Below are 14,742 nucleotides of genomic sequence, written 5' to 3'. Positions count from 1 at the left end.
GCTTCTTTCTGCATCCGATCACCAGGGCAATCAGTGCTGAAGCCGTTTCAGCGAAGCTCTCGATTATGACCCAGATTTTTACTCTTCGTCAAGCCCGAGGGACTTTTTTCTCGACTCTTGCAAACCCACCCCAGAGGGCCAGTCTGCTGAACCACACAATGTGTTTCTAGCCGAGCCCACGAGTATATGCCGTTTTTTGAGGTCCGCAACCGGATCTGCAAAAAAAGTGCTGGCGCGTAGGCTTCTCCGGCCCGGCCGCCTTGCGATCCGGGCGGTCGGGCACTGTACACGCGGCGCTGATCCAAGTTGCCTTCTGTGATTGGCGAACCGCTGGCCAAGGCCTTGGGGCCAGCTTCCATGCCATATAGGCACCTGCGCAAATATAGGCACCTGCGTCGCAGCTCCCCAGTGACACCGGCTGTAGGGACATCGGGTGGGAGGGCTCCCCCGGATAATCCCTGCCACATGGCACTCATCACACTCCTCGACGCGCAACTCGCGTTCGGTCACGTCCCGCTGCTCGATCATGCGGACTTCTCTTTGCTCGAATCAGAGCGTATCGGCCTCATCGGGCGAAACGGTGCGGGCAAGTCTTCGATGCTCAAGATCCTCGGGGGGTTGGAGAAGGCGGACGACGGCACCTTGCAGCTTCAGCAGAACCTGCGGGTGGCCTACGTGGCGCAGGAGCCTGCACTGGACATGGAGGCGAATGTGTTTGACGCGGCGAGCGAAGGTCTGGCGCATGTGATCGCTTCGCGCGAGATGTACCTCAATGCCGTGGAGGGGGCGGACCTGGACGCGCTGCAGTCAGAGATAGAAGCGTATGACGCCTGGAACTGGGAGCAACGGGTGGAAGAGACGCTGCACCGCCTGCACCTGGACCCGGAGGCGCGGGTGGGGTCGCTTTCCGGGGGGACCCGCAAACGGGTGGCCCTGGCGCAGGCACTCGTGACCGCGCCCGATGTGCTGCTGCTGGACGAGCCGACCAACCACCTGGACCTCGATTCCATCGAATGGCTGGAGCAGTTGCTGATCGATTTCAAGGGCAGCGTGATCACGATTACCCATGACCGGAGCTTCCTGAATCGCGTGGCGACTCGCATCATCGAGCTCGATCGGGGCAAGCTGAGCTCCTATCCCGGCAATTTCGAGCAGTACCTCGTGCAGAAGGAAGAGCAGCTGGCGCAGGAGGCGGTGATCAACGCCAAGGCGGACAAGCTGCTGGCACAGGAGGAAATCTGGATCCGCAAGGGGGTGGAGGCGCGCCGTACGCGCAGCCAGAGTCGGATCACCCGCCTTCAGGAGATGCGTGCGAGCCATGCGGCCCGACGCAATGTGCAGGGCAGCGTCAACATGGACGTGGTTTCCGGGCAGTCGAGCGGGAAGATCGTGGCGGAACTGACGCATGCGTCGAAGTCCTTCGGCCCCAAGACCGTGGTGCGCGATTTCAGCAACACCATCCTGCGGGGAGACAAGGTGGGCCTGCTCGGGCCTAACGGCGCGGGCAAGACCACGCTGCTGAAGCTGATCCTGGGCGACCTGGAGCCGGACAGCGGCAAGGTTCGGCGCGGGACCAATATCGAGGTCGCCTACTTCGATCAGATGCGCGAGAAGCTGGATCTGGACGCGACGCTGGAGGATTTCATCAGCCCGGGCAGCGAGTGGATCGAGATCGGCAAGCAGCGCAAGCATGTGAAGAGCTACCTGAGCGACTTCCTGTTCTCGCCGGCGCGGGCCAATTCGCCTGTGCGCTCGCTGAGCGGTGGCGAGCGCAATCGGTTGCTGCTGGCACGTCTGTTCGCGCGGCCGGCCAATGTGCTGGTGCTGGACGAGCCGACCAATGACCTGGACATCGACACGCTGGAACTGCTGGAAGACTTGCTGCAGAACTACGACGGGACCGTTTTCCTCGTGAGCCATGACCGGACCTTCCTGGACAACGTGGTGACGAGCACGATCGCCTTCGAGGGCGACGGCTACTGGCGCGAATACGAAGGCGGCGTGCAGGACTGGCTGATCCAGTCCAAGCGGGCGCGGGAGATCAACGCGCAACGTGCGGCTGCTGCTCCAGCGCCTGCACCTGTGGCGGCTCCCGTTGCCGCGCCCGCCGTGGCAACGGTTGCGGCGACGCGCAAGAAGCTCAGCTACAAGGAGCAACGCGAACTCGACGCACTCCCGGCGCGGATCGCGGAACTGGAAGACGAGCAGAAGCAGATTTCCGAGGCGCTGGAGCGGGACGGCGGCGCGATTTATTCGACGGAGGCATCCCGCGCGGTGGAGCTCGGCGAGCGCCATGCCCAGATCGACGACGAGCTCATGGCCGCGCTGGAGCGCTGGGAAGAATTGAGCGCTGCCGCCCGCTGAGGCCGGCGGGTCTGTCTGACGTGACAAGGTGCGGCGCCGCGCTATACAGCGTGCCAATGCAACTTCTGCTTACACGTCATGCTTCGTTCGCCGCGCTGGCTCCTCGCCTTCATCGCTTCCATTGGTCTGTTGGCGGGCGGCGGTTGCGCCGAGCTTCCCAAGCAAGTGGACCGGCCGGTGTCCCATGCGCTGGCCTCGCCGACGGGGACGCCGCTCGCGGCCTTGGTGAAACAACGCCACGACGCGGCGCAGGCGCGCTTCGACTCGGGCTTTCAGCTGCTTGACGGTCCGCAGGCCGCGTATGGCACGCGTCTGGCGCTGATCGAAGGCGCGCAGAAGACACTGGACCTCCAGTACTACGCCATCCATGCCGATGCCAGCACGCGCCGGCTGATGTCCGCGGTGCGCGAGGCTGCGGCGCGCGGAGTGCGGGTGCGCATTCTCATCGATGACTTCCACAGCACGGGACGCGACGCGCTGGTGCTGCTGTTGACCTACGACAAAAACATCGAGGTGCGGCTGTTCAATCCGGTCGCCGGTGCGCGCGGTTCCACCCTCGGACGGCTGGTCAATTCGATCGACGATCCGCAGCGCATCCAGCAGCGCATGCACAACAAGCTCTTCCTGGCCGATAACGTGCTGGGCGTGACGGGCGGGCGCAACCTCGGCGATGCGTACTTCGGGATTGGGGAGGACGGCAACTTCGTGGACCTCGACGTGCTGGCGGCGGGGCCGATCGTGCAGGACCTGTCGCGCAGCTTCGACAGCTACTGGAACAACGAGCGGGCCTATCCCGTGGAGGCATTGGTCAAGCGCGAGGAACTCGAGTCGATCCGCGACGAGGCGCGTTCGGACGCGAAGGACAAGCCCGAGGAGGACGCCAAGGCCGCGAAGAATCGGCGCACGGTCGCTTGGGATGAGAAGGCGGCCGACCTTCAGAGCGCGGAGTTTGTCTGGGCGCCGGCGGCGATGCTGGCCGACAAGCCCGGGAAGATCGCGGCCAGCAATGAGGAGGCGGCCAGTGCGACCTCCACGCAACGCAGCGCGCGCAGCAACGAACCCGGGCTCGTCGTGATGCAGCCCGCGGGCATGCAACGCACGGCGGCCAAGGCGCCTGGCGGGCGCCAGGCAGCGGTCGAGGACGCGGCCGACACCACGGCCGGCAGCGACACGCTGGTCGAGGGCCTGCTTCAGCTCATCGGGCAGGCGAACAGCGATCTGCTGATCATCTCGCCCTACTTCGTGCCGGGGCCGGACATCACGCAGGCGCTGGCGGCGTTGCATGCGCGGGGCGTTCGGGTGCGCGTGCTGACCAATTCGCTGGCGTCGAACGACGCGCCGATCGCGCACGTCGGCTATGCGCGGCATCGGGAGGCGCTGCTAAAGATGGGCGTGGACCTGTACGAGATGCGCAGCGAGCAGGCCGGCATCGGCAGTGCATTCGGTTCGTCCGGCAGTTCGATGACGGGGGCATCGCGCGCGATGCTGCATTCGAAGGTGCTGGTGATGGACAACCGGCTGCTGGTCGTCGGCTCGATGAATCTCGACCTTCGCTCGCAGAAGCAGAACACCGAGGTTGCGTTGTTGATCGGCAGTCGGAAGCTGTCGGGCACTACGACGGAGGTGATCGAGAAGACGTTGCGCGAGGGCGCATGGCATGTGGAACTGGTCGATGGGCGGTTGACCTGGCGTGCGCCGCAGGGCAGCGGGCTCGAGGACACGACGACGGAGCCGGATGCCAGCGCGGGCCTCAAGCTGATGCTCAAGGTGCTGGGGCCGCTGGCGCCGGACAGCATTCTTTGACGGGCGATCCCGGTCCGGGTGCTCGAACTGCGCCGGTCTGCGCCGCGCTCTGGTGTTGAGGCGGCCGTTGTTCCGCGCGTGTCCTGGTGTTGGGGCGGCCGTTGTACCGCGCGTGTGCTTCTTATTCGGCTTCGATGCCCGCAGCCTTCACGATGCTGCCCCACTTGCGTGATTCGGCGGCCTGGAACTTGGCCATTTCATCGGGCGTGGTGGTGAAGACTTCGGTACCGGTCGGGTCGTAGAAGACGGTCTTGGCGGCGTCGCTCTTGGCGGCCTTGACCAGCAATTCGTTGAGGCGCTTGACCACGGCGGGCGGCGTCTTCGAGGGCGCGTAGGCGGCGAACCAGTAGCCCATCTCATATCCCTTGACCCCGGCCTCGGCGATGGTCGGCACGTCCGGTGCGAGCGGCGAGCGCTTGCTGCCCGACACGCCGAGCGCGCGCAGCTTGCCGGACTTGACCTGCGGGAGTCCGGTGGCGGTATCGGTGATCATCATGTTGATCTGGCCGCCGAGCAGGTCGGTGACAGCGAGCGTGTTGCTCTTGTAGGGCACATGCAACAGCTTGATGTCGGCCATCTGCTGCAGCAGTTCGCCAGCCATGCGGCTCGATGAACTGCCGCTGCCGAAGCTGTACTTGCCCGGCTCCTTCTTCGCCATCGCGACGAACTCGGCGACCGTCTTCGCTGGGAAGGACGGATTGACGACCATGATCTGGCCGCCCTTGCCCAAGGCGGTGATGGGTGCGAAGTCTTTCACCGGGTCGTAGGGCATCTTCTTGTAGAGGTGCTCGTTGGCTGCGTGCGTGGTGTTGGTGGTGATGAGCACGGTGTAGCCGTCGGGCGCGGCCTTGGCCACTTGCTGCGAGGCGATGAAGCCGCTGGCACCGGCCTTGTTGTCGATGACCACGGGTTGCTTCACCTCTGCGCTGACGCCGTTGCCGATGGCGCGGGCGATCTGGTCGGTGGCGGTCCCGGCGGCGAAGGGGACGACGAAGGTGATGGGCTTGTCGGGGAAGGTTGCTTCGGCCTGGGCCAATGCGGGCGCCAGTGCGATCGCTGCAATGGCGAGGGCGATGGAATGGATGCGGGTCATGGTTGTTTGTCTCCGAAGGGTTGGATGTGGGATCTGGATGAGGTCAAACGGCCGGGCCGGCGAGAAGGTGCTGGAGTTCGGGCGGCACGTGGATCGGCATGTCGAGCAGCAGGAAGGACAGCGACTTGCCATGGGTGTCGAGGTTCAGCGCATCGTTGACGCCGCCATCGAGCACCGCGTCGAGCACGAAGTTCATGGCGTGCAGCTTGGGCAACACGAAGCGCTGCACGCGGCTTGGGGCGCGATGCTTGAATTGCGCGGCGACGGCATCGGTCGTGAGCTGTTCGACGAGCAAGGGGAACAGGTCGGGGTGCCAGGCGATCACGCTGATGTTGGAGCGGTCGCCCTTGTCGCCGGTGCGGCCGTGGGCGGCTCTGAAGAGAGGGACTGTGTTTTGCGCTGCGGTGCAAGCGCCTTCAAGCGGCCGGGCGGCGTTCATGCGCATTCCTCCACCATCTCGAACCGAACCGGCACGGACTCGCGCGGTAGCAGGCACGAGATCGTATTGAGCCTTGGCGTGAGCGTGCTGCGGACGCCGCCGCCGCCTGCGGGGCCGCAGGTGTAGAGCGCCATCACTTCGCGGCCGAGGCGTTCGGCCTCGGCGCGGTCGTCGTGCGTGGCGGCGACGCGCAGGCGGACATCGCGCGCGCCGCTATCGGGCGTGGCGGCGAGCGTGCGGCCGGCGTCGTCGGCCAGGATGCTGACGGCGCCGATGAGGTCGACGCGCAGCTTGAGGCCGCTCAGGCGGCTGCGCAGCACGTCGGCGGCCAGGCGGGCGCGCGCTTCGGCACGCGGGCCTGCGTAAGAGATCTCTCCTTCGGCAAGCCAACCGCCTTCGTGGCAGACGTTGACCTTGTAGTGCGTCGGGCGAGCATGGCCGCGCACGCCGGTGAGCGCGACGCGGTCGGTGGCGATGGCGTGGACTTCCGCTTCGCCAATGTCGGCGATGACGTCGGGCGTCAGATAGGCCTCGGGGTCGTGCACTTCGTAGAGGAGTTGCTCCTTGACGGTCGCCTCGGTCACGAAGCCGCCGGTGCTTTCGGACTTGCCGATGGTGCAGTGGCCATCGGACGCGATCTCGGCGATCGGGAAGCCGACGTTGTCCAGGCCCGGCACGTCCTTGAAGCCTGGGTCGGCGAAGTAGCCGCCGCAGACCTGTGCGCCGCATTCGAGCAAGTGGCCGGCCATGGTGGCGCGGCCGAGCTTTTCCCAGTCGTCGGCGCGCCAGCCGAAGTGCGACATCGCAGGGCCGACGGCCAGCGACGGGTCGGCCACGCGACCGCAGACCACGATCTGTGCGCCGGCATCGAGCGCGGCGGCAATGGGTTCGGCGCCGATGTAGGCGTTGGCGCTGACGATGCGCAGGCCGTCGATGCGCTCGCCGAGTTGCTCGCGCAGCAAGGCGCGTTGCTCGGGGGCGGAGAGATCGTCGCCCTCTACCACGGCAATGCGTGGTTGGGGTGCGCCGAGTTCACGGGCGATGCGGGCGATGTGGCGGGCTGCGGCACGCGGATTGGCGGCGCCGAAGTTGCTGACGATGCGGATGCCATTTGCAAGGCAGCGCGCGAGCACCGGGCGCAGCATGGCGTCGAGCAGGGGTTCGTAGCCGGCTGATTCCGGGTCGGCACGGCGACGCAGTTGCGCCAGAGCTAAGGTGCGTTCGGCCAGCGTCTCGAAGATGAGGAACGCGCGCTGGCCGTTCGGGCCGGCGGCGAGCCGGGCGACCAGCGTGTCGACCACGGGGCCGGCGGCATCGGTTCGGTCGCCGGAGAAGCCGGCGGCGCAGCCGATCAGCAGCGGGGGTGGAGTGCTTGAATTCATTGGCATTTGTCTCGTGTTGAGGAGAAATGTAGGGCGCGACACTTCATCCGTAAAATCGAAAGATCAGATCGATTCATCCAAAAGGCAAATCGATGAGCACACCGGATCTTTCAACCCGGCAACTGCGCGCGTTCGCCGCGCTGGCCGAGCAACGCAACTTCACGCGCGCGGCGCAAACCTGTCACCTGTCGCAGCCCGCGTTCAGCGCCTTGATCCGCACGCTGGAAGACACGCTCGGCGCGCGACTGTTCGACCGAGACACGCGCAGCGTGCAGCTCACGCCGGAGGGCCGGCTGTTCGAGGCTTCAGCGCGGCGCCTGCTCGACGACATGCAGGGCGCGGTCGGTGAACTGGCCGATCACGTGGAGCGGCGCAAGGGCCGGGTCAGCGTGGCCGCGTTGCCGTCATTGGCGGCAGGATGGTTGCCTGGCATCCTGGCCGAGTTCATGAAGGCGTGGCCCGGCATCACGGTCGAGTTGCACGATGCCTTGTCGGACGCGTGCATCGCGCAGTTGCGCGCTCACCAAGCCGACTTTGCGCTGGCAGCCACCGGCGCTGGTGCCGCATCGGCGAGCGACCTGCGCGGGCGCAAGCTCTGCAGCGACGGCTTTCACCTTGTGTGTCCGAAGGATCATCCCCTCGCGAAGGTGCCGAAGCTCACCGCGAAGCAACTGGCCCCTTGGCCCTTCATCCAGATGGCGCGCAACAGCAGCGTGCGGCAGTCACTCGATGCGGCGTTGCATCCGCTGCGGCTCAATGCGGTGTTCGAGGTGGAGCACCTGGCGACGGTGATGGGGCTGGTCGAGGCGGGGGTGGGGATCAGCGTGGTGCCGGCGTTGACGCTGTTCCACTTTCGGCGGGAGAGTTTGACGACGCGGCCGCTGCCGGTGCCGGGGCTGACACGGACGATCTACCTGGTGCAGCGGCGCGAAGGGAGCTTGTCCGTGGCGGCGCAGACGCTGCATGACTTGATTGTGGAGAGGATGGGGGCGTTGCGGTTTGATTGAACAGGATCCGCCTAAAGTACGTCATTCCCGGAGGCAGTTGATGGCAATGTCATGGCGCGAAGCAATCGCAAAAGTGTTGGACGAAGCGGATGGACCACTTCATTACTCGCAGATATCCGAACAGGTACTTTCGCGTGACTACTACAAGACCGACGGTGCGACACCCGCTGCTACCGTCAACGCCCAGATCAGTTCGTCGATCAAACACGAGGGCGAGCGGTCCCCATTCCTGCGAGTTGGGAAAGGCGTCTTCACGCTTCGCTCCAAGCCGGCGAAGACGGTGCATTTGCCAACGGCGACGGCACTCGTCGAGGACATACCTGCGGAATCTGAGATTGACGACGCTGACTCGATCATTCGCTCCTTCGGGATGTACTGGCAGCGCGACCTCGTCGTGTGGAAGGGTGACCCGAAGATATATGGCCAACAACAGGCCTCGGCGAAGTCAGTCGACTTTGGTCGTCAAAAGGGCATCTACATCCTCTATGACCATCACACCGTCGTGTACGGGGGCCGCTCGATCGACCGACCATTGGGCAAGCGCCTTCTTGAGCACACAGTGGATCGCCTTGGCGGCCGTTGGAATCGCTTCTCTTGGTTTGGATTGTTAGACGTGACCAATGAGGGCAACTTGCGGGAGGTACCTCTGAGGGCATCACTTGCTGCTCTCGTAGCGACCCTCGAGGCGCTGCTGATTGAGGCGCTCGAGCCCCCGCAGAACAGGAAACGCGGTGACGATTTCTCTGCAATCGAGTACTTGCAAGACATCGACCCCGTATTGAAAGAACGAGAAATTCAGAACACATTGCGCGCGGTAGAGCAGCGATTGCGCGATGGTTTGTAAGCCGCCCCCCAAGCCCGGCATGCGGTGCGTCCCGGTCGATCCCTTCTGCGCCGCCGATGCGCGCAGCGTTTCGCGGATCAGGGCTTGCAGCTGTTTGAGCCGCAGGCGAGTTCTGCAAGACCCCGCGAAACGTGAGCACAGCAGGGGAGCCCCGAAGGGGCCGGTGCAGTAGGGTCGGCTGGGCCGCACCGCGTGCCGGGCGCTCCCACCACAGGGCGCATCAGCAGCAACACGACGCTCACCCCCGCACCCGCCCAAACACCTTCCAGAACTCCGCATCCTGCGCCGTCGCGAAGTTGATCCGCATCAAGGTGCTCGGCGGCCGGCGCGCGTGGAACAGCGAACCGGGCGCCAGCAGATAGCCCTCGTCGAGCATGCGCTGCGTCAGCGCATCGGTGTCCACGCCCGTGTCCACCCAGCCGAACAACCCCGCCGGCTCCGACACAAAGGTGCAGCCGTGCGACAGCGCCAGCTTCACTGTTCGCGCACGCGCCCCGTCCAGCCGCACGCGGATGCGATCCGCATGCCGACGCAGTTGCCCCTGGTCGATGCACCATGCCAACGCGCGTTCGAACAGCGCGGGCGTGGTCAGCGTCGCAAGCAGCTTCGTCTCCAGCAGGCCGCCAAGCAATCCGGGTGGCGCCGCGAGGAAACCAATGCGCCAGTTCGGCGCCAGGATCTTCGCGAAGCCGCTCACGTAGATCGTGCGCTGCAGCCCGTCGAGCGCGCACAGCCGCGTCGCATGCTCGGGCGCCAGGTGGCTGTAGGTGTCGTCCTCGACGATGTGGAAGTCGTGCTTGTTGGCCAGTTGAAGCACCCGGTGCGCGCTGCCCGGTGAGAGGCTGTAGCCGGTCGGGTTGTGCAACACGCTCACGCTCACGAACAGCTTGGGCTTGTGCGCCTCGCAGTACCGTGTCATCACCTCCAGGTCCGGCCCGTCAGGGCGGCGCGGCACCGGCAGGATGCGCATGCCCAGCGACTCCAGCCGCGCGAACTCGATGGCCCAGCCGGGCTCCTCGACCATCACCGGGTCGCCGGCGCGCAGCAGCGTGCGGCTCACGATGTCCAGCGCATGCGTCGCGCCGATGGTGGTGATGATCTGGTCCGGCGCGGCGGGGACGTTGATGCTCACCAGCTTCTGCGACAGGCTACGCCGCAGCGCCGAATCGCCCAGCGGCTCGCCGTATTGCAATGACAGATCCTGTAGCGCCCGCGTACTGGTCAGCCGGCGCAGCGAAGTCGGCATGAAGGTCGACTCCATCCAGTCCGGCGGGAACACGCCCATGCCGGGCTGCGGCTTGTCGCTCTGGCGGTGGAACATGCCGCGGATCAGCGAACTGGCATCGGCCGGAACGCCGCTGGCCGGCAACGGCATCGCGAGGGTGTTGGCCACCGCGCCCGGCGCACGCACGTCCTGCGCCACAGCCGAATCCCGCACATAGAAGCCGCGCTGCCGCCGCGCCTCGACCAGCCCCTGCGCCAGCAATTGGTCGTATGCCGCGACCACCGTGTGCGGGCTCACCCCCTGCTGCCTCGCACATTCCCGCACGGAAGGCAGGCGCGCGCCGGGCGCCAGCAGGCGGGTGCGGATGCGTTCGGCAAAGCGCGCGGCCAGTTGTTCGGTCAGCGACTGTGTGGAAGTTCTCGTCAGCATGGGCGTTTTCGATCTGTGTCTATGGCCGAACCAATACAGACCCGGTTCATGTTCGACCATCTGTATTGGTACTGTAATGGTCACCAGTTTAGAGTCTGTGCCATGAACTGGCAAGAATTCACGGCGCTGCTGGTGTTGGCCACGGCGATGAGTTTTTCGCCGGGTCCCAACACCACGCTTTCCACCGCCCTCGCGGCCAACGGCGGATTGCCGCGCGCGATGCGCTTCATCGTGGCGGTGCCGGTGGGCTGGACACTGTTGCTCGCGCTGTGCGCGGCCGGCATCGGCGCGCTGGTGACGGCCGCGCCGATGCTCCGGCTCGCCATCAAGGGGCTGGGCATTGCCTACCTGCTGTGGCTGGCGTTCAAGCTGAGCAGCAGCGGCACGCTGGGCCAGGCCGACGGCAAGCGACTCGATGTCGGCTTCGGCCAGGGCGTGATGCTGCAATTCGTGAACATCAAGGCCTCCCTGCTGGCGCTCACGCTGGTGGCCGGATGGATCGCCGGGCGGCCCGACGCGCTGCATCGCTTCGCGATCGTCGCGCCGGTGATGCTGACCTATGCCTTTGCCAGCAACTTTCTCTACGCGCTGATCGGCGCGCTGCTGCGGGATTGGCTGTCGCACGGCGCGCGCCTGTTGTGGTTCAACCGCGCGATGGCGGCGGTGCTGGTGTTGACGGCTTACTGGATGTTCGAGACATGAAGCTCAAGGACGAAACGCTCGGGATGTGGCTCGGCGTGCTGGGCGTGGCGATCTTCGCGGTGACGCTGCCGATGACGCGGCTGGCCACCGGCACGACCGAGGCGCCGCAACTCTCGCCGTGGTTCGTGACGGTCGGCCGTGCGGCGTTGGCGGGCGTGTTGTCGCTGGTCTTCCTGCTGGTGACGCGCCCGCCCTTGCCGCAACGCCATCAATGGAAGCCGCTGGGGATGGCGGTGCTCGGCAATTGCCTCGGGTTTCCGCTGCTGCTGGGCTACGCGCTGCGCACGGTCACGGCGAGCCATGCGGCGGTGATCACCGCCCTGCTTCCCCTGGCGACGGCGGCCGTGGCGGCGTGGGTGCTGCATCAGCGTGCGCGCCTCGGGTTCTGGGTGTGCGCGGTGCTTGGCAGTCTGCTGGTGGTGGTGTTCTCGGTGCTGCGGGCGAGCCAGCACGGCCATGGCTTCAGCTTCGAATGGGCGGACCTGATGCTGGTCGGCGCCGTGGTTTGCGCGTCCGTCGGGTACGTGTTCGGCGCGCAAGTCACGCCATCACTGGGGGCAGAGCGGGTGATCTGCTGGGTCTGCGTGATGGCGCTGCCTTTCAGCCTGCCGGCGACGCTGGCGCTGTGGCCGCAACAACCGGTGGCGGCATCGGCCTGGATCGGCTTCACCTATGTCGGCATGTTCTCGATGTGGATGGGCTTCTTCGCCTGGTACCGCGGGCTGGCGATCGGTGGCGCGTTGCGGGTCAGCCAGACGCAGTTGCTGCAGCCCTTCCTCTCGATCCTTGCCGCCGTGCCCTTGCTGGGCGAAGCGCTCGATCTCGTGACGCTGGCCTTCGCAGGCGCCGTCGTGGCAACGGTGGTGGTCGGCAAGAAGCTCTCGCAACCGCGTGCGATCGCGCGCCCCGTCACCGCTGAAGGAACAGCATGACCGCCGAAACCTGGCTGGCCTTCAGCCTCTTCGCCCTGGTGAGTTCGATCACGCCGGGCCCGAACAACACGATGATGCTGGCCTCCGGCGTCAACTTCGGCTTTGCGCGCTCGGTGCCGCACATGGTGGGGATCACCGTCGGCTTCTGCATCATGGTCCTGCTGATGGGCCTGGGCCTGGGCGCGGTGTTCGAGCGCTTCCCGGTGCTGTACACGGTCATGCGCTATGCCGGTGGTGCCTACATGCTGTACCTGGCCTGGAAGATTTTCAGCAGCCGGCCCGCGGGCGATGCCGCACAGTCCGACGCTGCCGAAGTCCGGCCCATGGGCTTCACCGCCGCAGCCGCTTTCCAGTGGATCAATCCCAAGGCCTGGGTGATGGCGCTCGGCGCGATCACCACCTACCTGCCAGCCGATCATTCGCTGTGGCAACTTCTCGCCTTGACGGGCGTGATGGCGGTCATCAACATGCCAAGCACCGGCTCCTGGGCGCTGTTCGGCAGCAGCATGCGCCGCTACCTGCAGCAACCCGCCTTCCTGCGCGCCTTCAACACCGTCGCTGCCCTTGCGCTGGTCGCCTCGCTCTACCCTTTGCTCACCCATTGACTCAATACACAGAACGGAGAACAACATGACCACCACCTGGAAACTGGCCACCCGCGCCGAAAAGATGAACCCGTCGGTGCTGCGCGAGATCCTGAAGGTCACCGAGCGCCCCGGCATCATCAGCCTGGCCGGCGGCCTGCCCTCGCCCAAGACCTTCCCTATCCAGGAATTCGCCGACGCCTGCGCCCACGTCCTGCACACCGACGGCCAGGCCGCGCTGCAATACGCCGCCAGCGAAGGCTACGGCCCGCTGCGCCAGGCGGTGGCGGACATGCTGCCGTGGAACGTCGACCCGGCGCAGGTGCTGATCACCACCGGCTCGCAGCAGGGGCTGGACCTGGTGGCCAAGGTGCTGCTCGACCCGGGCAGCCGCGTGCTGGTCGAGACGCCGACCTACCTCGGCGCCCTGCAGGCCTTCGCGCCGATGGAGCCGGTGCCGGTGAGCGTGGCCAGCGATGACGACGGCGTGATCGTGGACGACCTCGTGGCCAAGGCCGCGGGCAATGCTTCGCAGGAGGCGGCGCGCTTCGTCTACCTGCTGCCCAACTTCCAGAACCCGACCGGCCGCACCATGACCGAGGCGCGTCGCCAGGCCGTGTCGGACGCTGCCGCCAAGGCCGGCCTGCCGATCGTGGAAGACAACCCGTATGGCGAACTCTGGTTCGACGAAGCCCCGCCGCTGCCGCTGGCCGCGCGCAACCCGGACGGCGTGATCTACCTGGGCTCCTTCTCGAAGGTGCTGGCGCCGGGCCTGCGGCTTGGTTTCCTGGTCGCACCGAAGGCGATCTACCCGAAGCTCCTGCAAGCCAAGCAGGCGGTCGACCTGCACACGCCGATCTTCACGCAGCGCATGGTGTCGGCCGTGATGAAGGACAACTTCCTCGCGAGCCACGTGCCGACGATCCGCGCGCTCTACAAGCGCCAGCGCGATGCGATGGTCGCTGCGCTGCGGCGCGAGATGAAGGGCCTGGACGTGCAGTTCAACGTGCCCGTGGGCGGCATGTTCCTGTGGGCGCGCATGCCCGAGGGCATCGACACGGTGAAGTTGCTGCCGCGCGCGGTGGAGCGCAACGTGGCCTTCGTGCCGGGTGCGCCCTTCTATGCCGGCCCGGGCGATTCGCGCACGATGCGGCTGTCTTTCGTGACCGCTAACGTGGACGAGATCGACACGGCCATCGCGGCGCTGGCGGCCACGGTGCGCGAGGTGCTGGCGGAGCTTGGGAAGGCCCAGCCCAAGCCCGCACCCGCCCTTGGCTGATCGCCCTCGAAGGACTGCCCCATGCACATCGCCATCCTCACCTTCGACGGCTTCAACGAGCTGGACTCGTTCATCGCGCTGGGCATCCTCAACCGCGTGAAGAAGCCGGGCTGGCGCGTGACGCTGGCCGCGCCGACATCGTCGGTCACGTCGATGAACGGCGTCACGGTGCAGATCGGTTCCTCGCTGGCGGACGCCTGCGCGGCCGATGCGGTGATTGCGGGCAGCGGCATGCGCACGCGGGAAATCGCGGCCGACGCGGCGGTGATGTCCGCGCTGCGGCTCAACGCCTCGCGCCAGCTGATCGGCGCGCAGTGCTCGGGCACGCTGCTGCTGGCGAAGCTGGGCCTGCTCGGCGCTGTCCCGGCATGCACCGACCTCACGACCAAGCCGTGGGTGCAGGAGGCAGGCGTCCAAGTGCTGGAGCAGCCCTTCTTCGCCCAGGGCAACGTGGCCACGGCGGGCGGCTGCCTGTCGTCGACGTATATGGCGGCTTGGCTCATCGCGCGCGCCGAGGGCATCGATGCGGCAGCGAGCGCCATCCACTACGTGGCGCCAGTCGGCGAAAAGGACGAATGGGTGGAGCGCACGCTGCGCAACATCACGCCCTACCTGCCGACGACTTCGGCCGCCGCGCATCTCGCGGTCACCTGACGCAC

13 protein-coding genes are annotated in these 14,742 nt (G+C 66.2%); 9 read left to right on the top strand and 4 right to left on the bottom strand.

The window, feature by feature from the left end:
• Nucleotides 1-465 precede the first annotated feature (465 nt).
• Both WKW82_RS36260 and WKW82_RS36255 read left to right on the top strand, forming a co-directional pair.
• Nucleotides 466-2,364, top strand: coding sequence for an ATP-binding cassette domain-containing protein (locus WKW82_RS36260; RefSeq protein ID WP_340348013.1), 1,899 nt, complete (start codon nucleotides 466-468; stop codon nucleotides 2,362-2,364).
• Between the two features lie 78 nt (nucleotides 2,365-2,442).
• Nucleotides 2,443-4,167, top strand: a complete 1,725-nt coding sequence (locus WKW82_RS36255; RefSeq protein WP_340348012.1) for a phospholipase D family protein — start codon at nucleotides 2,443-2,445, stop codon at nucleotides 4,165-4,167.
• A gap of 121 nt (nucleotides 4,168-4,288) precedes the next feature.
• On the opposite strand, the gene WKW82_RS36250 is transcribed toward WKW82_RS36255, so the two are convergent.
• From WKW82_RS36250 to WKW82_RS36240, 3 genes are read right to left on the bottom strand one after another with little or no spacing between them, the layout of a single operon-like run.
• Nucleotides 4,289-5,260: a Bug family tripartite tricarboxylate transporter substrate binding protein gene (locus WKW82_RS36250; protein ID WP_340348011.1), complete on the bottom strand. Its 972-nt coding sequence runs from the start codon at nucleotides 5,258-5,260 to the stop codon at nucleotides 4,289-4,291.
• A 43-nt stretch (nucleotides 5,261-5,303) separates the two neighbouring features.
• Nucleotides 5,304-5,699, bottom strand: coding sequence for an AtuA-related protein (locus WKW82_RS36245; RefSeq protein WP_340348010.1), 396 nt, complete (start codon nucleotides 5,697-5,699; stop codon nucleotides 5,304-5,306).
• Complete coding sequence (locus tag WKW82_RS36240) at nucleotides 5,696-7,081, bottom strand: acyclic terpene utilization AtuA family protein (protein WP_340348009.1); 1,386 nt, start codon at nucleotides 7,079-7,081, stop codon at nucleotides 5,696-5,698. Before WKW82_RS36240 ends, WKW82_RS36245 begins: the two co-directional genes overlap by 4 nt.
• A 92-nt stretch (nucleotides 7,082-7,173) precedes the next feature.
• Between WKW82_RS36240 and WKW82_RS36235 the strand changes: the two genes are divergently transcribed.
• Together WKW82_RS36235 and WKW82_RS36230 are read left to right on the top strand one after the other, a co-directional pair.
• Nucleotides 7,174-8,088, top strand: a complete 915-nt coding sequence (locus WKW82_RS36235; RefSeq protein ID WP_340348008.1) for a LysR family transcriptional regulator — start codon at nucleotides 7,174-7,176, stop codon at nucleotides 8,086-8,088.
• Between the two features lie 40 nt (nucleotides 8,089-8,128).
• Nucleotides 8,129-8,932, top strand: a complete 804-nt coding sequence (locus WKW82_RS36230; RefSeq protein ID WP_340348006.1) for an HTH domain-containing protein — start codon at nucleotides 8,129-8,131, stop codon at nucleotides 8,930-8,932.
• A gap of 238 nt (nucleotides 8,933-9,170) precedes the next feature.
• Here WKW82_RS36230 and WKW82_RS36225 read toward each other — a convergent pair whose 3' ends face one another.
• Complete coding sequence (locus WKW82_RS36225; RefSeq protein ID WP_340348004.1) at nucleotides 9,171-10,586, bottom strand: aminotransferase-like domain-containing protein; 1,416 nt, start codon at nucleotides 10,584-10,586, stop codon at nucleotides 9,171-9,173.
• A gap of 102 nt (nucleotides 10,587-10,688) precedes the next feature.
• Here WKW82_RS36225 and WKW82_RS36220 point away from each other — a divergent pair, with 102 nt between their 5' ends.
• Genes WKW82_RS36220 through WKW82_RS36200 form a run of 5 tightly spaced genes read left to right on the top strand, consistent with a single transcriptional unit; the run spans nucleotide 10,689 to nucleotide 14,737 of the window.
• Nucleotides 10,689-11,288: a LysE family translocator gene (locus WKW82_RS36220; protein WP_340348015.1), complete on the top strand. Its 600-nt coding sequence runs from the start codon at nucleotides 10,689-10,691 to the stop codon at nucleotides 11,286-11,288.
• On the top strand, nucleotides 11,285-12,220 hold the full coding sequence (locus WKW82_RS36215) for a DMT family transporter (RefSeq protein ID WP_340348003.1): 936 nt from the start codon (nucleotides 11,285-11,287) through the stop codon (nucleotides 12,218-12,220). The genes WKW82_RS36220 and WKW82_RS36215 overlap by 4 nt, the downstream gene beginning before the upstream one ends.
• Nucleotides 12,217-12,825, top strand: coding sequence for a LysE family translocator (locus WKW82_RS36210; protein WP_340348002.1), 609 nt, complete (start codon nucleotides 12,217-12,219; stop codon nucleotides 12,823-12,825). The genes WKW82_RS36215 and WKW82_RS36210 overlap by 4 nt, the downstream gene beginning before the upstream one ends.
• Nucleotides 12,826-12,850: 25 nt before the next feature.
• Nucleotides 12,851-14,083, top strand: coding sequence for an aminotransferase-like domain-containing protein (locus WKW82_RS36205; RefSeq protein ID WP_340348000.1), 1,233 nt, complete (start codon nucleotides 12,851-12,853; stop codon nucleotides 14,081-14,083).
• A gap of 21 nt (nucleotides 14,084-14,104) precedes the next feature.
• A complete protein-coding gene (locus WKW82_RS36200; RefSeq protein ID WP_340347998.1) occupies nucleotides 14,105-14,737 on the top strand; it encodes a DJ-1/PfpI family protein in 633 nt (210 codons plus the stop codon).
• Nucleotides 14,738-14,742: the final 5 nt, after the last annotated feature.

The organism is Variovorax rhizosphaerae (genome assembly GCF_037889975.1).
Taxonomy (GTDB): Bacteria; Pseudomonadota; Gammaproteobacteria; order Burkholderiales; family Burkholderiaceae_C; genus Variovorax; species Variovorax rhizosphaerae.
The sequence above is the reverse complement of the archived record's forward strand: the minus strand, read 5'-3'. Positions and strand labels throughout refer to the sequence as shown.

What these genes read in the sequence shown, in the direction of transcription:
- WKW82_RS36230 (WP_340348006.1), top strand. Translation starts at nt 8,129, where the DNA reads ATGGCAATGTCATGGCGCGAAGCAATCGCAAAAGTGTTGGACGAAGCG.
- WKW82_RS36245 (WP_340348010.1), bottom strand. Translation starts at nt 5,699, where the DNA reads ATGAACGCCGCCCGGCCGCTTGAAGGCGCTTGCACCGCAGCGCAAAAC.
- WKW82_RS36215 (WP_340348003.1), top strand. Translation starts at nt 11,285, where the DNA reads ATGAAGCTCAAGGACGAAACGCTCGGGATGTGGCTCGGCGTGCTGGGC.
- WKW82_RS36225 (WP_340348004.1), bottom strand. Translation starts at nt 10,586, where the DNA reads ATGCTGACGAGAACTTCCACACAGTCGCTGACCGAACAACTGGCCGCG.
- WKW82_RS36250 (WP_340348011.1), bottom strand. Translation starts at nt 5,260, where the DNA reads ATGACCCGCATCCATTCCATCGCCCTCGCCATTGCAGCGATCGCACTG.
- WKW82_RS36260 (WP_340348013.1), top strand. Translation starts at nt 466, where the DNA reads ATGGCACTCATCACACTCCTCGACGCGCAACTCGCGTTCGGTCACGTC.
- WKW82_RS36255 (WP_340348012.1), top strand. Translation starts at nt 2,443, where the DNA reads ATGCTTCGTTCGCCGCGCTGGCTCCTCGCCTTCATCGCTTCCATTGGT.
- WKW82_RS36205 (WP_340348000.1), top strand. Translation starts at nt 12,851, where the DNA reads ATGACCACCACCTGGAAACTGGCCACCCGCGCCGAAAAGATGAACCCG.
- WKW82_RS36235 (WP_340348008.1), top strand. Translation starts at nt 7,174, where the DNA reads ATGAGCACACCGGATCTTTCAACCCGGCAACTGCGCGCGTTCGCCGCG.
- WKW82_RS36240 (WP_340348009.1), bottom strand. Translation starts at nt 7,081, where the DNA reads ATGAATTCAAGCACTCCACCCCCGCTGCTGATCGGCTGCGCCGCCGGC.
- WKW82_RS36220 (WP_340348015.1), top strand. Translation starts at nt 10,689, where the DNA reads ATGAACTGGCAAGAATTCACGGCGCTGCTGGTGTTGGCCACGGCGATG.
- WKW82_RS36200 (WP_340347998.1), top strand. Translation starts at nt 14,105, where the DNA reads ATGCACATCGCCATCCTCACCTTCGACGGCTTCAACGAGCTGGACTCG.
- WKW82_RS36210 (WP_340348002.1), top strand. Translation starts at nt 12,217, where the DNA reads ATGACCGCCGAAACCTGGCTGGCCTTCAGCCTCTTCGCCCTGGTGAGT.